Here is a 15,391-nt window from a genome sequence, read left to right on the forward strand (position 1 = left end):
GGGATCGTGGGGGAGTGCCGTGAAGCACGTGGTGTGGGACTGGAACGGAACGCTGCTGGACGACACGCACGCCGTGCTGCACGCGGTGAACCGGGTGTGCGGCCGGTACGGCCGGGCGGCGCTGACGCTGGACGAGTGGCGCGCGGTGTTCAGCCGGCCGCTGATCGCCTGCTACGAAGGGCTGCTCGGCCGGGCGCTGTCCGAACGGGACTGGGCCGACATCGACCTCGTCTACCACGTCGAGTACCGGGCGCTGCTGGACACGTGCGGCCTGGCGACGGGCGTGCCGGACCTGCTGCGCACGTGGTCCGGGACGCAGTCGCTGCTGTCGATGTGGTTCCACGACGAGCTGGTGCCGCTGGTCGAACGGCTGGGGCTCGCGGGTCTGTTCACGCGGGTCGACGGGCTGCGCGTGGACGTGGGCGGCGGGTCCAAGGCCGAACACCTGGCGGAGCACTTGGCGCGGCAGAGGCTGGACCCGCGGGAGGTGGTGGTGATCGGTGACGTGGTGGACGACGCCGAGGCCGCGCGGCACGTCGGTGCGCACGCGGTGTTGGTGACCACCGGGGTGGGCGACCGGGTGAAGCTCGCGGCGACGGGGATGCCGGTGGTCGACTCGATCCCCGAAGCGCTCGCGCTCATCGCCTGACCCGCGCGGACAGGACCTGGAAGAGCGGGACCCGGAAGAGCGGGACCTGGAAGGGCGGGACCGCCCGCGTGGGTGCCTCCCCCGAGCGAAGGCACCCACGCGGGCGGTCGGACAGCGGCGGTCAGAGGGACGCGGCGGCCTTGGCCAGGGACTCGATCCGGGCCCAGTCGCCGGCGGCCAGGGCGTCCTTCGGGGTCAGCCAGGAGCCGCCGACGCAGCCCACGTTGGGCAGCGCCAGGTACTTCGGCGCGGTCTGCGGGGTGATGCCGCCGGTCGGGCAGAAGCGCAGGCCCGGCAGCGGACCGCCGACCGACTTGAGGTAGTCCGCGCCGCCCGCCGCCTCGGCCGGGAAGAACTTCAGCGCCGTCAGGCCGCGTTCGGCGAGCTTCATCGCCTCCGACACGGTCGCCGCGCCCGGCAGGAACGGCAGGCCGGTGTCCTCCACCGCGTCCAGCACGCGGTCCGTCGAACCCGGCGTGACCAGGAACGACGCACCGGCCTTCAACGCCTGCTCGGCGTGCTCGGGCGCGGTCACGGTCCCCGCGCCCAGCACGATGTCGGGCACCTCGGCCGCGATCCGCTCGATCGCGGGCAGCGCGGCGGGCGTGCGCAGGGTCAGCTCGATGACCCGGACGCCCCCGCGCAGCAACGCCTGCGCCAGCGGCACGGCGTGGGCCGCGTCGTCCAGCACGACGACGGGGATGACGGGGGACAGCTCCAGCAGATCGTTGCTGGTGGTCACCGACTTACCTCCTGGTTGAACTGGCCCGCGAAGTGCGAGGCCGCGATCGGTCCGAACACGCTGGCGCCCCGGTCGGCCGGTCCCACGGCCCGGCGCAGCGCGCCGAACAGCTCGCGGCCGGTGCCGGTCCACGCCTGCGCGTCCGGCGGGAAGTCCACCAGGTCGCGCCCGGCCAGCTCCGCCGGGTCCACGAGCGCCTCCAGCGTGCCGGTCTCGGCGTCCACGCGCAGCACGTCGCCGTCGCGCACCCGCGCCAGCGGACCGCCCACGGCGGCCTCGGGCGTGACCTGGATGGCGGCCGGGACCTTGCCCGACGCGCCGGACATGCGGCCGTCGGTGACCAGGGCCACCTTGAACCCGCGGTCCATCAGCACGCCCAGGGCCGGGGTCAGCTTGTGCAGCTCGGGCATGCCGTTGGCCTGCGGGCCCTGCTGCCGCACCACGACCACGACGTCGCGCTCCAGCTCACCGGCCTGGAACGCCGCGCTGAACGCCTCCTGCGAGGTGAACACCCGCGCCGGCGCCTCCACGACCCGGTGCTCGGGCGCGACCGCGGACACCTTGGTCACCGCACGCCCGAGATTGCCCGACAGCATCCGCAGCCCGCCGTCGGCCGCGAACGGGTCCGACACCGGCCGCAGCACGTCGGTGTCCAACGAGTGGTCCGGGCCGTTGCGCCAGGTCAGCGCGCCCTCGATGAGCACCGGCTCCTTGCGGTAGCGGTTGAGGCCGAAGCCCGCCACGGTGTGCACGTCCTCGTGCAGCAGGCCCGCGTCCAGCAGCGTGGAGATCAGGAACTGCACGCCGCCGGCGGCCTGGAAGTGGTTGATGTCCGCGCTGCCGTTGGGGTAGACGCGGGCCAGCAGCGGCACCACCGAGGACAGGTCGGCGAAGTCGTCCCAGCCCAGCTCGATGCCCGCGGCGGACGCGATGGCCACCAGGTGCATGGTGTGGTTGGTCGAACCGCCGGTGGCCAGCAGCGCGATCACGCCGTTGACCACGGCCTTCTCGTCCACGACCCGGCCGATCGGCGTGTACTCGTCGCCCCGGCTGATCTCCACCGCCCGGCGCGCGGCCTCCTCGGTCAGCGCGCGGCGCAGCTTCGTGCCCGGCGGGACGAAGCTCGCGCCCGGCAGGTGCAGCCCCATGACCTCCACGACGAGCTGGTTGGAGTTGGCCGTGCCGTAGAACGTGCAGGTCCCGGGGCTGTGGTAGGACGCGGCCTCGGCTTCGAGCAGGTTCTCCCTGCTCGCCTTGCCCTCGGCGAACAGCTGCCGGACCCGCGCCTTCTCCTTGTTCGGCAGGCCCGAGGCCATCGGCCCGGCGGGGACGAGGATGGCGGGCAGGTGCCCGAACGACAGCGCCCCGATCAGCAGGCCCGGCACGATCTTGTCGCACACGCCCAACAGGACGGTCGCGTCGAACATGTCGTGCGACAGGGCGATGCCGGTCGCCATCGCGATCACGTCCCGGCTGAACAGCGACAGCTCCATGCCCGCGCGGCCCTGCGTGATGCCGTCGCACATCGCCGGCACCCCGCCGGCGAACTGCGCGATTCCGCCTTGAGCGCGGGCCGCGTCCTTGATCCACGCCGGGTACTCGTTCATCGGCTGGTGCGCGGACAGCATGTCGTTGTAAGCCGACACGATGGCCACGTTCGGGCGACGCAGCGCACGCAGCGCTTCCTTGTCGCCACCCGTGATGCCCGCGAAACCGTGCGCGAAGTTGGAGCACGCGAGGTCGCGCCGGACCGGTCCCTCGACGTGGGCCGCGTCGAGTTTGTCCAGGTAGGCGGATCGACCGGCGGCGCTGCGGGCGGCGATGCGAGCCGTCACTTCGGCGACGACGGGATGCACGCTCATGGTTCGCTGTCTCCCGGGTGGTGATCACGGGCCGTGGTGGGGCCCGGTGGGACGGCAGCGCTGGCGTCGCACGGACGGACGTGACAGCACACACACTATGTCACGACACATGATCGTCACAAAACCGATTCAGTGGGTGAGACGCGACGCGACGACTTGTGGTGCTTGTCACAGACGCCCGGAGCGGGCAGAGTCGGCACACGGACCCCCAAGGGAGGTGCTGACCATGACGGCCTCGGAGATCGTGGAACTGCGCCGCGTGCTCGGCCAGCTTCGCCAGTGCGTCGGTTCACTGCGGTCGCGCTACGGCGACGTCGCGTCCGTGCAACGGCTCGCGAACGACGTCGAGCGCATGGACATCGACGCGACGGAGTTGCTCGACCTGGACAGCACACCCCGGCAGCGCGAGGCGCCCAGGGTGGAACGGGAGGTCGTCGTCGTGCCCGACACGCCGTACGACCCGAAGCTCTGGCACGACGCCGACGACGAAGGTCTGGGTGGCTACCGCCACACCTGAGCGCAACACAGGCCGGCCCCCGCGACTCGACGCGGGGGCCGGCTTCGGTTTTTCCCGAACTGTCTTACGTCCCCGCCACAGCGAAGTGGAACCGAGGTGAGGTATGAGGGCGCAGATCGCCCAGCGCACGTTGCGGACGGACCGGTGGTGGCTACCGCCGCTGGTCACGTTCACCGGCCTGCTGCTGATCTCGATCTACGCGGCGGTGCGCACGTTCATGGGCGACTTCTACTGGGTCGACGAGTACCGGTACCTGACGCCCATGTACTCACCGTGCCTGAGCGAGGAGTGCCTCCCGGCCGCCGCGCACTTCGGCCGGCCGCTGCCGGAGCTGCCCGGGTTCCTGACGCCACCCGTGGTGATCATCCCGTTCCTGCTCGGGTTCCGGGTGACCTGCTACTACTACCGCAAGGCCTACTACCGCGCGGCGTGGCTGTCGCCGCCGGCGTGCGCGGTCGCCGAACCGCACGGCAAGTACACCGGTGAGACCCGGTTCCCGCTGATCGCGCAGAACCTGCACCGGTACTTCTTCTACGCCGCCTCGATCCTGCTGCTCATCAACGTCTACGACGCGTTGTACGCGTTGAGCGCCGGGTTCGGGCTGGGCAACATCGTGCTGCTGGTGAACGTGGCGCTGCTCGGCGCCTACACGCTGTCGTGTCACTCGTGCCGGCACATCGCGGGCGGGCGGCTCAAGCACTTCTCCAAGCACCCGGTGCGGTACTGGATGTGGACGCGGATCTCCAAGCTCAACGCCAAGCACATGCAGCTCGCGTGGGCGTCGCTGATCTTCGTCTGCGTGACCGACCTCTACGTCGCGCTGGTCGCGTCCGGCGCCATCACCGACCTTCGCATCATCGACTGAGGAGCTTGTCTTGCCCGAGGTGGAACGGCATTCGTTCGACGTGCTCGTGATCGGCGCGGGTGGCGCGGGTCTGCGGGCGGCGATCGAGGCCAGGGAGCACGGGATGCGCACGGCGGTGCTGTGCAAGTCGCTGTTCGGCAAGGCGCACACGGTGATGGCCGAGGGCGGCATCGCCGCGGCGATGGGGAACGTCAACTCCAACGACAGCTGGCAGGTGCACTTCCGCGACACCATGCGCGGCGGGAAGTTCCTGAACAACTGGCGCATGGCCGAGTTGCACGCCAAGGAAGCCCCGGACCGCGTGTGGGAGCTGGAGACCTACGGCGCGCTGTTCGACCGCACCAAGGACGGCCGGATCAGCCAGCGCAACTTCGGCGGCCACGAGTACCCGCGCCTGGCGCACGTCGGCGACCGGACCGGGCTGGAGCTGATCCGGTCGTTGCAGCAGAAGGTCGTGTCGCTGCAACAGGAGGACTTCGCGGCGACCGGCGACTACGAGTCGCGGCTGAAGGTCTTCCAGGAGTTCACCGTCACCGACCTGGTGCAGGACGACGGGGCTGTGGCCGGCGCGTTCGGCTACTGGCGCGAGTCCGGCCGGTTCGTGCTGTTCGAGGCGCCCGCGGTGGTGCTCGCGACCGGCGGCATCGGCAAGTCGTTCAAGGTGACGTCGAACTCGTGGGAGTACACCGGCGACGGGCACGCGCTGGCGTTGCGCGCCGGGGCGTCGCTGATCAACATGGAGTTCATCCAGTTCCACCCGACCGGCATGGTGTGGCCGCCGTCGGTGAAGGGGATCCTGGTCACCGAGTCCGTCCGCGGCGACGGCGGCGTGCTGCGCAACTTCGACGGCAAGCGGTTCATGTTCGACTACATCCCCGAGGTGTTCAAGGACAAGTACGCCGACAACCCCGAGGAAGCCGACCGCTGGTACACCGACCCCGACAACAACCGCCGCCCGCCGGAGCTGCTGCCCCGCGACGAGGTGGCGCGGGCGATCAACTCCGAGGTCAAGGCCGGGCGCGGCACCGAGCACGGCGGGGTGTTCCTCGACGTGTCGACGCGGTTGCCGGCCGAGGAGATCACCCGGCGGCTGCCGTCGATGCACCACCAGTTCAAGGAGCTGGCCGACGTCGACATCACCGCGCAGCCCATGGAGGTCGGGCCGACGTGCCACTACGTGATGGGTGGCGTGCAGGTGGACCCGGACACCGGCGCGTCGTCCGTGCCCGGGTTGTTCGCGGCGGGCGAGGTGTCCGGCGGCATGCACGGCTCGAACCGGTTGGGCGGCAACTCGCTGTCCGACCTGCTCGTGTTCGGCCGGCGGGCGGGGGAGGGCGCGGCGAACTACGTCTCCGGGCTCTCGTCACGGCCGGTGTGTTCGGACGACGCGGTGGCCCAGGCGCAACGCGTCGCGGTGGAGCCGTTCTCGCGTGAGGGCGGGGAGAACCCGTACACGCTGCACATGGAGTTGCAGCAGGTGATGAACGACCTCGTCGGCATCATCCGCAAGGCCGACGAGATGGAACAGGCGTTGAAGCGGCTCGACGACCTCAAGCGGCGGGCCGAGACGCTGTCGGTCGAGGGGCACCGGCAGTTCAACCCCGGGTGGCACCTGGCCCTGGACCTGCGGAACATGCTGGTGGTCAGCGAGTGCGTGGCGCGCGCGGCCTTGCTGCGCACCGAGAGCCGCGGCGGCCACACCCGCGACGACTACCCCGGCATGGACTCGTCGTGGCGGCGGAAGTTGTTGGTGTGCAAGGCCTCCGGTGGCGAGGTGTCGGTGGAGGAGGAGCCGCAGATCCCCATCCGGGACGACCTGTTGGCCCTGTTCGAGCACAGCGAGTTGCAGAAGTACCTGACCGCCGAAGAACTGGAGGGCTGACATGGGGTACCAGGGGCGGTTCAGGGTGTGGCGCGGTGATGCGGACGGGGGCGGCCTGGAGGACTTCACCGTCGAGGTGAACGAGGGCGAGGTCGTGCTCGACATCATCCACCGGTTGCAGGCGACGCAGGCCGCGGACCTGGCCGTGCGGTGGAACTGCAAGGCGGGCAAGTGCGGCTCGTGCTCGGCGGAGGTCAACGGCCGGCCGCGGCTGCTGTGCATGACGCGGATGTCGGTGTTCGCGGAGGACGAGGTGGTGACCGTGACGCCGATGCGCACGTTCCCCGTCATCCGCGACCTGGTGACGGACGTGTCGTACAACTACGAGAAGGCACGCGAGATCCCGGCGTTCCAGCCGCCGAAGGGCGTCGCGCCGGGGGACTACCGGATGTCCCAGGTGGACGTCGAGCGGTCGCAGGAGTTCCGGAAGTGCATCGAGTGCTTCCTGTGCCAGAACACCTGCCACGTCATCCGCGACCACGAGGAGAACAAGGAGGCGTTCTCCGGACCGCGTTTCCTGATGCGCGTGGCCGAGCTGGAGATGCACCCGCTGGACGAGGCGGACCGCGTGCAGGCGGCCCAGTCCTCGCACGGCTTGGGTCTGTGCAACATCACGAAGTGCTGCACGGAGGTGTGCCCGGAACACATCAAGATCACCGACAACGCCCTGATCCCGATGAAGGAACGCGTCGCCGACCGCCGCTACGACCCGATCGTGTGGCTGGGCAACAAGCTGTTCCGGAGGTCGTGAGTCGCTTTCAGGGCGGTCTTGAACTCCTTGATGACCTCCACGGCGAACCCGCGTCGCGTCACCCCCAGGTGGCGCAACGCGGGGCCGTGGTCCCAGCAGACCGTGGCGAGCGCGCCCAGGAGCAGGAACCACCAGATCGCGTGGGCGGCGCGGGGGACCTCGCCGCGCAGGCGCCGGCAGTGGAACGGCACGTGACGGCGTTCGTCGGCGAGGATGCGGCCGGCGACTTCGCTGGTCAGCGGGTCGTTGACGCCGTCGCGCAGGGCTCGGTAGTAGCCGAGCGCCACGACTTCGGCGATCAGCAGCACCATCAGCTCCAGCCGCAGCCCCAACGCCCGCCGCAGCCGCACGAACACCGCGTCGGTCCAGTGCCCGTCCAGCGTCTTCGCGCCGGCGGAGCGCAGGAGCAGCGCCAACATCCGGGCGTGGTTCTGCTCCTCGGCGACGAACATCCGCACCGCCCGCGCGTAGCCGGGGTCACCGGCCGCCTTGGCGATCAGGTTCGCCCCGTCGCCGGCCTCGCCGACCTGGAACCGCTGGACACTGGCCACCACGGCCGGTGCCATCACGGCACCGCGGGCGAAGTCCGGGTCACCGGTCTCCTGCCGTCGCCGAGCTTGCTCCTCGAAGTCCCGCACCCACTCCTCGAACCCGTTCACGCCTCCACCGTGCCGGACGGATGTGGAGATCGAGTGGAGGTTCCGGGTGGGTTTCTCGGCCCTCCCTAGTCCCAGAGGCGGCCGAAGCGGGCCAGTTCGGCACCGTACTCGATGCGGTGCTGCCAGTCCTCCGGCCACGCCTCGAAGCCGTGGCACGCGCCGGCGAACGCGCCCGCCAGGCAGGCGATCGAATCCGAGTCGCCCGACGTCGTCGCCGCCCGGCGCAGCACGCGGACCGGGTCGTCGGGGAACAGCAGGAAGCAGTGCAGGGCCGTGCCCAGCGCCTCCTCCGCCACCCACCCCTCGCCGGTCGCCCGGCACGGGTCCTCCTCCGGGTCCGGGTGCGCCAGGGCCGAGTCCAGGTTGTCCAGGACGCGCAGGCACTCGTCCCAGCCGCGGGCGATGAAGTCCTCCGGGGTGGTCGCGGCGGGACCGGTCCACAGGTCTTCGAGCCAGTCGACGTGGTAGGTGGTGCGCTGCTCGTGGGCGCGGGTGCGCAGGGCGGCGGGCAGGTCGCGCGGGTGCAGGCCGTGGCGCAGCCAGTGCACGGCGAACGCGGTCAGCTCCGACGCCGCCAGCGCCGTCGGGTGGCCGTGCGTGAGCGCCGACTGGAACTGCGCGACGGCGGCGCGCGTGTGGTCCTCCCAACCGTGCACCAGCCCGACCGGCGCGACGCGCATGTTCGCCCCGCACCCCTTGGACCGCCGCCGGCTCGCCTCCGTCCAGGACAACCCGGTGGCCAGCCGTTCGCACGCCTCCAAGCAGGTCAGGCCGGGCGCGCGGTTGTTCTCCGGGTCGCGCCACCACTCCACGAAGTGCTCGCGCAACGCCGCCTCGACCGGCTCGGGCCACGGCACGACGTCCGCCAGCGCCCGCGCCACCGCCAACGTCATCTGCGTGTCGTCGGTGACCTTGGCGGGCTGCCCCTCCAGGTCCGCCGGCCCGCCCGCCCCGAACCGCCGCTCGATCTCGGCCACGGACAAGAACTCCGTCGCCGCCCCCAACGCGTCCCCGTAAGCCAAACCGAACAAACTGCCACTGGCCTTCACGACTTCCCCCTCTACAGCCCCGGCGACAAACTAGCCGAGACGGCGAGCAGGGCGCCCTTGGTCACGAGCAATCCGGAAGGTTCCAGCGCGGTGATCCGCCGGGCGACCTGAACGCGCCCGCGCACCCGCCCGTCGCGGTCGAGCCGGAACAACGTCCCCGCGAGCGCGGCCACCACGAACCCGTCCGCCACCGCTCGCACCCCGCTCACCAGCGGCTGCCCGACGTCGAACCGCCACCCGAGGCGACCGTCCCCGACAGTCGTGTAGCCGCCGGCCCGTTCACGCAGCCACACCAGCCCGCCGGCGACGACCGGCGCGTCCTCGGTCAGGTCGTGCCCGGCCCGGACGACCTCGCGAACCCCGGCCGGCCCCACCTCGACCACCGACCGCGCCCCGCACCGCACCAGGAACCGGTCCGAACCCACCGGCGTGAACACCGCCGCGTGGTCCGGGGAGGCCAAGGGCTCCGGCAACGACCAGACGGCCACCTCCCGCAGGTCGCGGTCCACCAGCCGCACCTCGGAACCGCCACCGACCAGGAACCCGTCGCCAACCGGCGCGGGCCACACGCTGCGGACGTCCGCCGTGGCCAAGAGCCGCCCGGTCCCGACGTCGAACGTGCGCAACGGCGTGTACCCACGCCACCCGCCCACCAGCACCGTCCGCCCGGCGACCACGAGGTGCCCCACGTACCCGTCCAGCTCGACGGTCCACTCCCGCCGCCCGGTCGCCACGTCCAGGCACACCAACTGCCAGGGACTCTGCGGCAACACCAGGCACCGAGGCCCGTCCACCACGACCGCCCGCGGCCAGGTGCCGACCGGCACGTCCCACCGCACCGACCCGTCCACCGCGTCGAGGCACACCAACCGGGTGCGCCGCTCGTGCACGACGACGCACCCGTCCCCCACCGCCACCCCGGACACCTGACCGGACTGGTGCAGCGGCCGTTCCCACCTCAACTCGAACACCGGTGCAGTCCAGCAACCGACCGACCGTCCAGGCAACCGAAAAGCGGGGAGCCCGCCGCAGCGAACCCCCCGCTCCCCATCGACTACGTACTGGTGGAGTGCACTTATTCGTATAGTGCGCTGTTCATCCGGCTGCCACTTGATCAGCTGCCTTCGGTCCAGTAACGCTGGAGTCTGGCGATCGCCTCGTCCTTGCTCATGCCGGCCACCTCGGACTCGGCGAGGCCGACCCGCGTGATCAGCATGTGCACGAGGTCCGCAGGCAGGGCTGCCGCCGGCGGCTCAGGCGTCCCGCGACCAGGTTTGACGCCATCCCGCACGCATGACCAGAACGCCGGTTCGTCGACTTCGAGTTGATCGCGGAGGATGTGCTTCCAGATGCTCTGCCCGTAGCCGGTGCGGTCCACCGGGTGCGAGACGCGGGTGCGCAGGATCCTGCCGTCGACAAGATCGAGTTCGTAGCTGACGTGATGCGTCCCGGTTCGACCGCGGGCGTCGCGCACTCGGCGCCATTCCTCGACTTGGCAGAACGCCTCGTGATCCCTGCGCGTCGGCTGCGGCCAGGAAGTCACCGCGCGGAACCGACGAGCCAGTCGCGCAGCTGCTCGTCGTCGCTGAGGCTGATCAGTTGCACCAATCCCCAGTTGTCGCGGTGGTTCGGCGCGTTGAGCAGGCGCTCCTGCCAGTCTTCCGCGTACTCCCGCAAAGCGTCGACCATCTCGGTGATGGCCTCGTCGAACGACGCGCCATCAGCGGCGACCGGCAACCCCGGGATGAACACCGACCAGCCGTCGGCCTCCGGGACGACCTGGGCACGTGAGGGAACGATCGATGCGAGGAAGTGGCGCAGCCGCTTGACGTCCACGACCGCTGTCGTGGCCGAGTCACGTCGAACGGTGGCAACTCGGCCGGTCTCCGCAGCGTCCAGCAAGTCCTTCAGGTGCGTGCGAGCAGCGGAGTAGCTGTCGAAGTGAACACCAGACATGCCGGCCTCCCCAAGGTGGTCCCAACAAGCATGCCCCCGCAGTCCGAGTACGTCAAGTACGTGACGTACTCAGACGAGAGTTTGCGGTGAACCGGAGCGGCCAGTGAGAACGGCAGAGCCGGGGCGACGACGTCACCCCGGCTCTGGCCAGGTATTTCACCTGCTCAAGGCGCTCAGGGTCAGCTGCAACCGGAGGTCGAGCCGCAGCCCTCGCACAGGTAGCAGGAGCCGGCCGGGCGCATCTTCGTGCCGCACGTCATGCACAGCGGCGCGTCGGCGGTCGTGCCCAGGTGCAGTTCGAGCAGTTCCGTGGAGCTGCCGACCTTCACGTCCGCGGACGCCGACTTCTTCTCCTCCACCGCCGGGGTGGGGGAGGAGTCGACCGACGTGCGCAGGCCCTCCAGGTCCACGTCCGAGCCGCTGCCGTAGTCCTGCGACACCTGCGCCGTGCGCTCGTCGGCGGTGAAGATGCCCAGCTGCGCCCGCTTCTCGAACGGCAGGTAGTCCAGGGCCAGGCGGCGGAACAGGTAGTCCAGCACGCTGGTCGCGATCCGCACGTCCGGGTCGTCGGTCATGCCCGCCGGCTCGAAGCGCAGGTTCTGGAACTTCGAGACGTAGAACTCCAGCGGGATGCCGTACTGCAGACCCACCGAGATCGACATCGAGAACGCGTCCATCACGCCGGCCAGCGTCGAACCCTGCTTGCCCAGCTTGACGAAGATCTCGCCCAGGCCGTCGTCCGGGTACGAACCGGCGTGCAGGTAGCCCTCGGCGCCGCCCACGGTGAACGACACCGTCTGCGACGGGCGCTTCTTCGGCAGCCGCTTGCGGACCGGCCGGTACTCGACGACCGTCTCCGGCGCCTTGGTCTCCGAAGAGGACTTCGCCGACTTGCCCGCCGACAGCGGCTGGCCGACCTTGCAGTTGTCGCGGTAGATCGCGAGCGCCTTCAGGCCCAGCTTCCAGCCCTGGTAGTAGATCTCCTCGACGTCCTCGACGGTCGCCGACTCCGGCATGTTCACCGTCTTGGAGATCGCGCCCGAGATGAACGGCTGCACCGCGGCCATCATCCGCACGTGGCCCATCGGCGCGATGGAACGCTCACCCATCGCGCAGTCGAACACCTCGTAGTGCTCCTGGCGCAGACCCGGGGCGTCGACCACGTGGCCGTGCTCGCCGATGTACTCGACGATCGCCTCGATCTGCTCCTGCTGGTACCCCAACGCCTTCAGGGCGCGCGGCACGGTCTGGTTGACGATCTGCATCGAGCCGCCGCCGACCAGCTTCTTGAACTTCACCAGCGCCAGGTCCGGCTCGATGCCGGTCGTGTCGCAGTCCATCATCAGGCCGATGGTGCCGGTCGGGGCCAGCACCGACGCCTGCGCGTTGCGCCACCCGTTCTTGGCGCCGACGAGCTGACCCTCCTGCCACACCCGCGTCGCCAGCTTCTGCACCTGGGCGTCGTTGGCGTGGTAGGTGCGGATCAGGTCGTTGGCCGCCGCGTGCTTGCGGATGACCCGCTGGTGCGCCTCGGCGTTGCGGGCGTAACCCTCGTACGGGCCGACGATCCCGGCCAGCTCCGCGGACCGCTTGTACGCCACGGCCTGCATCAGCGACGTGATGGACGCCGCCAGCGCCCGGCCGCCCTCGGAGTCGTACGCGTGACCGGTCGCCATGAGCAGCGCGCCCAGGTTCGCGTAGCCGATGCCCAGCTGGCGGAACTTGCGGGTGGTCTCCGCGATCGGCTCGGTCGGGAAGTCCGCGAAGCTGATGGAGATCTCCATCGCCGTGATCACGAACTCGACCGACTTCGCGAACAGCTCCGCGTCGAACTGGCCGTCGTCCTTGAGGAACTTCATCAGGTTCAACGACGCCAGGTTGCAGCTGGAGTTGTCCAGGTGCATGTACTCCGAGCACGGGTTCGACGCGGTGATCCGGCCGGACTCCGGCGTGGTGTGCCAGTCGTTGATCGTGCCGTCGTACTGGATGCCCGGGTCGGCGCACTCCCACGCCGCCTGCGCCAGCTTGCGGAACAGCTGCTTGGCGTCGACGGTCTCGATGACCTCGCCGGTCAGGCGGGCGCGCAGGCCGAACTGGCCGCCGTTCTCGTAGGCGTGCATGAACTCGTCCGACACGCGGATCGAGTTGTTCGCGTTCTGGTACTGCACGGACACGATGTCCTTGCCGCCCAGGTCCATGTCGAACCCGGCGTCGCGCAGCGCGCGGACCTTGTCCTCTTCGCGCGCCTTGGTCTCGATGAACTCCTCGACGTCCGGGTGGTCCACGTCGAGCACGACCATCTTCGCCGCGCGACGCGTCGCGCCACCGGACTTGATGGTGCCCGCCGACGCGTCCGCGCCGCGCATGAACGACACCGGGCCGGACGCGGTGCCGCCGGAGGAGAGCAGCTCCTTCGAGGACCGGATGCGGGACAGGTTCAGGCCCGCGCCCGACCCGCCCTTGAAGATCAGGCCCTCCTCGCGGTACCAGTTGAGGATCGACTCCATCGTGTCGTCCACGGCGAGGATGAAGCACGCGCTGACCTGCTGCGGCGAGCTGGTGCCCACGTTGAACCACACCGGCGAGTTGAAGCTGAACACCTGGTGCAGCAGCATCCACGTCAGCTCGTGCTCGAACACCTCGGCGTCCTTGCCGGACCCGAAGTAGCCGTGCTTGACGCCCGCCTCGACGTAGGTCTTCACCACGCGGTCGATCAGCTGGCGCAGGCTGTGCTCGCGCTGCGGGGTGCCCACCGCGCCGCGGAAGTACTTGCTGGTCACGATGTTGGTCGCGTTGACCGACCAGAAGTCGGGGAACTCCACACCGCGCTGCTCGAAGTTGATCGAGCCGTCGCGCCAGTTCGTCATGACGACGTCGCGGCGCTCCCAGGTCACCTCGTCGTAGGGGTGCACACCCTCGGTGGTGTAGACGCGCTCCACCTTCAGGCGCTGCTTGTCCCCCGCGCCGTTCTGGGTGGCGGTCTTCTTGCTGGAGCCGCCAACGGTCTCCGTCATTCCCCGTTCCTCTTTCTTCCGCTACTCGAAATGCCTGGGGGCGGCCGACGTCCGGGCTCGAAGTCCGGAAACGGCCGCGGGAAGTCTGTGGAGTGCTTATTCGGAGTGCTGCGCGTTGCGCAGGTCCGCGATCTCCTTCTCGAAGTCCTCGACCGACGAGAAGGACCGGTAAACGCTGGCGAAGCGCAGGTAGGCGACTTCGTCCAGCTCTCTGAGCGGTCCGAGGATCGCGAGCCCCACCTCGTGGCTCGGGATCTCGGCGCACCCGGTGGAGCGGATCGACTCCTCGACCCGCTGGGCCAGCAGCGACAGGGCGTCCTCGTCCACGGGCCGGCCCTGGCACGCGCGCCGGACGCCGGTGACCACCTTGTCCCGGCTGAACGGCTCGGTCACGCCGGAGCGCTTGACCACCGCGAGCACCGCCTCCTCGACGGTGGTGAAGCGGCGCCCGCAGCTGGAGCAGGAGCGTCGGCGGCGGATCACCTGGCCCTCGTCCACCTCGCGCGAGTCGACCACGCGGGAGTCCGAGTTGCGGCAGAACGGACAGCGCACGACTGGCTCACCCCTCCCCGGCGCAGCACCCATCGCGTCAGCCCACGTGAAGGGGAAACCCACAACCTGTGGACTAACTACAACGGTGTAACCACTAGATGTAGGGGTCAACCTATGCCCGTCGCCTAGATGGCGCAAGCTGAGCCCGGCGTGTCGCGGCCGGCTCTGTCGAGTGAACCTCGACGCACGACGCACCGCGACTCGGCGGTCACGGGGAGGCGTCGGCGGCCGGACACGACGCGGGCCGGCACCCGCACAGGGTGCCGGCCCGCGACCGGAGGTCGGTGAGGAGGGGGTCAGCCGTCGGTGCGCCCGTCCGGGACGACGAGCGACTGACCGGGCTTGATCGAGGGGTCGGCGAGCCGGTTCAGCTCCTTGATGCGGACCACGACCGCCTCGGGGTCGCTGTCCGGCGCGGTGCGCTCGGCGATGTCCCAGAGCGTCTCACCCACCTGGACGTGCACGACGCTGGTGCGTTCGGGGACCGAGGCGGCGCCGGAGGCGAACAGGTAGAGCACGCTGAGCGTGACGGCCGCGAGGACGGCGACGGCGGCGTAGCGGGCGAACTGGACGGCCGGGCGCTGCTCGCGGACGGTGCACGCGGCGGCCTCGGGCGCGGTGGCCACGGCGAGCGGCCGGGGGCGCGGCGTCGTCGGCCGGCGCTGGTCGATCCGGAAGCTGCGCAGGACCCTCGGTCCGGGCGGGAGGGGTTCGCCACGCCGCACGTCCTCGGCCACGGCGCCGTCGACGAGTTCGAACCCGCTCCGCGTACCGACCACCACCGCCATGACGTCCTCCCGTCGCAGGTCAAACGATCATGATCGAACTCATGTTCGATCGAACGTCCGTGCGAATGTCTACCACTTCGACCGGCGGAACGGGAAGGACACGCC

The 15,391-nt window shown here is 70.2% G+C and carries 15 protein-coding genes; 5 read left to right on the forward strand and 10 right to left on the reverse strand.

Going from position 1 to position 15,391, the window contains the following annotated elements:
* Window positions 1-19: 19 nt before the first annotated feature.
* Window positions 20-649, forward strand: a complete 630-nt coding sequence (locus ABD126_RS24125; RefSeq protein WP_343936165.1) for an HAD family hydrolase — start codon at window positions 20-22, stop codon at window positions 647-649.
* A 121-nt stretch (window positions 650-770) separates the two neighbouring features.
* On the opposite strand, the gene eda is transcribed toward ABD126_RS24125, so the two are convergent.
* On the reverse strand, window positions 771-1,391 hold the full coding sequence (gene eda, locus ABD126_RS24130; protein WP_343936166.1) for a bifunctional 4-hydroxy-2-oxoglutarate aldolase/2-dehydro-3-deoxy-phosphogluconate aldolase: 621 nt from the start codon (window positions 1,389-1,391) through the stop codon (window positions 771-773).
* Complete coding sequence (gene edd, locus ABD126_RS24135; RefSeq protein WP_343936167.1) at window positions 1,388-3,253, reverse strand: phosphogluconate dehydratase; 1,866 nt, start codon at window positions 3,251-3,253, stop codon at window positions 1,388-1,390. Before edd ends, eda begins: the two co-directional genes overlap by 4 nt.
* A gap of 226 nt (window positions 3,254-3,479) precedes the next feature.
* Between edd and ABD126_RS24140 the strand changes: the two genes are divergently transcribed.
* From ABD126_RS24140 to ABD126_RS24155, 4 genes are all read left to right on the forward strand, one after another.
* The gene (locus ABD126_RS24140) at window positions 3,480-3,770 is read left to right on the forward strand and encodes a hypothetical protein (RefSeq protein ID WP_121221819.1); all 291 of its coding nucleotides are present in this window, start codon (window positions 3,480-3,482) and stop codon (window positions 3,768-3,770) included.
* A gap of 103 nt (window positions 3,771-3,873) precedes the next feature.
* Complete coding sequence (locus ABD126_RS24145; protein WP_343936168.1) at window positions 3,874-4,635, forward strand: hypothetical protein; 762 nt, start codon at window positions 3,874-3,876, stop codon at window positions 4,633-4,635.
* 10 nt (window positions 4,636-4,645) lie between these two features.
* Window positions 4,646-6,517, forward strand: coding sequence for a fumarate reductase/succinate dehydrogenase flavoprotein subunit (locus ABD126_RS24150; protein ID WP_343936169.1), 1,872 nt, complete (start codon window positions 4,646-4,648; stop codon window positions 6,515-6,517).
* A gap of 1 nt (window position 6,518) precedes the next feature.
* The gene (locus ABD126_RS24155) at window positions 6,519-7,268 is read left to right on the forward strand and encodes a succinate dehydrogenase/fumarate reductase iron-sulfur subunit (RefSeq protein WP_343936170.1); all 750 of its coding nucleotides are present in this window, start codon (window positions 6,519-6,521) and stop codon (window positions 7,266-7,268) included.
* Here ABD126_RS24155 and ABD126_RS24160 read toward each other — a convergent pair.
* The 8 genes from ABD126_RS24160 to ABD126_RS24195 all read right to left on the reverse strand — a co-directional run bounded on the left by ABD126_RS24160 (window position 7,220) and on the right by ABD126_RS24195 (window position 15,286).
* A complete protein-coding gene (locus tag ABD126_RS24160; RefSeq protein ID WP_343936171.1) occupies window positions 7,220-7,927 on the reverse strand; it encodes a ferritin-like domain-containing protein in 708 nt (235 codons plus the stop codon). The two genes, ABD126_RS24155 and ABD126_RS24160, sit on opposite strands and share 49 nt — an antisense overlap.
* 65 nt (window positions 7,928-7,992) lie before the next feature.
* Window positions 7,993-8,976, reverse strand: a complete 984-nt coding sequence (locus ABD126_RS24165) for an ADP-ribosylglycohydrolase family protein (RefSeq protein ID WP_343936172.1) — start codon at window positions 8,974-8,976, stop codon at window positions 7,993-7,995.
* A gap of 11 nt (window positions 8,977-8,987) precedes the next feature.
* Complete coding sequence (locus ABD126_RS24170; protein ID WP_343936173.1) at window positions 8,988-9,947, reverse strand: outer membrane protein assembly factor BamB family protein; 960 nt, start codon at window positions 9,945-9,947, stop codon at window positions 8,988-8,990.
* A 143-nt stretch (window positions 9,948-10,090) separates the two neighbouring features.
* Window positions 10,091-10,450, reverse strand: coding sequence for a cytotoxic translational repressor of toxin-antitoxin stability system (locus tag ABD126_RS24175; protein ID WP_343936174.1), 360 nt, complete (start codon window positions 10,448-10,450; stop codon window positions 10,091-10,093).
* A gap of 65 nt (window positions 10,451-10,515) precedes the next feature.
* Window positions 10,516-10,932, reverse strand: coding sequence for a prevent-host-death protein (locus ABD126_RS24180; protein ID WP_343936175.1), 417 nt, complete (start codon window positions 10,930-10,932; stop codon window positions 10,516-10,518).
* Between the two features lie 179 nt (window positions 10,933-11,111).
* Window positions 11,112-13,946 (reverse strand): vitamin B12-dependent ribonucleotide reductase, encoded by a 2,835-nt coding sequence (locus ABD126_RS24185; protein WP_343936176.1) that lies wholly within the window; start codon window positions 13,944-13,946, stop codon window positions 11,112-11,114.
* Between the two features lie 96 nt (window positions 13,947-14,042).
* Window positions 14,043-14,498, reverse strand: coding sequence for a transcriptional regulator NrdR (gene nrdR / locus ABD126_RS24190; RefSeq protein WP_343936177.1), 456 nt, complete (start codon window positions 14,496-14,498; stop codon window positions 14,043-14,045).
* Window positions 14,499-14,794: 296 nt separating this feature from the next.
* Window positions 14,795-15,286, reverse strand: a complete 492-nt coding sequence (locus ABD126_RS24195) for a LysM peptidoglycan-binding domain-containing protein (protein ID WP_343936179.1) — start codon at window positions 15,284-15,286, stop codon at window positions 14,795-14,797.
* Between the last annotated feature and the right edge of the window lie 105 nt (window positions 15,287-15,391).

This window comes from Saccharothrix mutabilis subsp. mutabilis, assembly GCF_039521145.1.
GTDB lineage: Bacteria > Actinomycetota > Actinomycetes > Mycobacteriales > Pseudonocardiaceae > Actinosynnema > Actinosynnema mutabilis.

Excerpts from the sequence above, each read along its gene's own strand:
- edd (WP_343936167.1), bottom strand. The coding sequence starts at position 3,253 with ATGAGCGTGCATCCCGTCGTCGCCGAAGTGACGGCTCGCATCGCCGCC.
- ABD126_RS24140 (WP_121221819.1), top strand. The coding sequence starts at position 3,480 with ATGACGGCCTCGGAGATCGTGGAACTGCGCCGCGTGCTCGGCCAGCTT.
- ABD126_RS24145 (WP_343936168.1), top strand. The coding sequence starts at position 3,874 with ATGAGGGCGCAGATCGCCCAGCGCACGTTGCGGACGGACCGGTGGTGG.
- ABD126_RS24155 (WP_343936170.1), top strand. The coding sequence starts at position 6,519 with ATGGGGTACCAGGGGCGGTTCAGGGTGTGGCGCGGTGATGCGGACGGG.
- ABD126_RS24180 (WP_343936175.1), bottom strand. The coding sequence starts at position 10,932 with ATGTCTGGTGTTCACTTCGACAGCTACTCCGCTGCTCGCACGCACCTG.
- ABD126_RS24185 (WP_343936176.1), bottom strand. The coding sequence starts at position 13,946 with ATGACGGAGACCGTTGGCGGCTCCAGCAAGAAGACCGCCACCCAGAAC.
- ABD126_RS24195 (WP_343936179.1), bottom strand. The coding sequence starts at position 15,286 with ATGGCGGTGGTGGTCGGTACGCGGAGCGGGTTCGAACTCGTCGACGGC.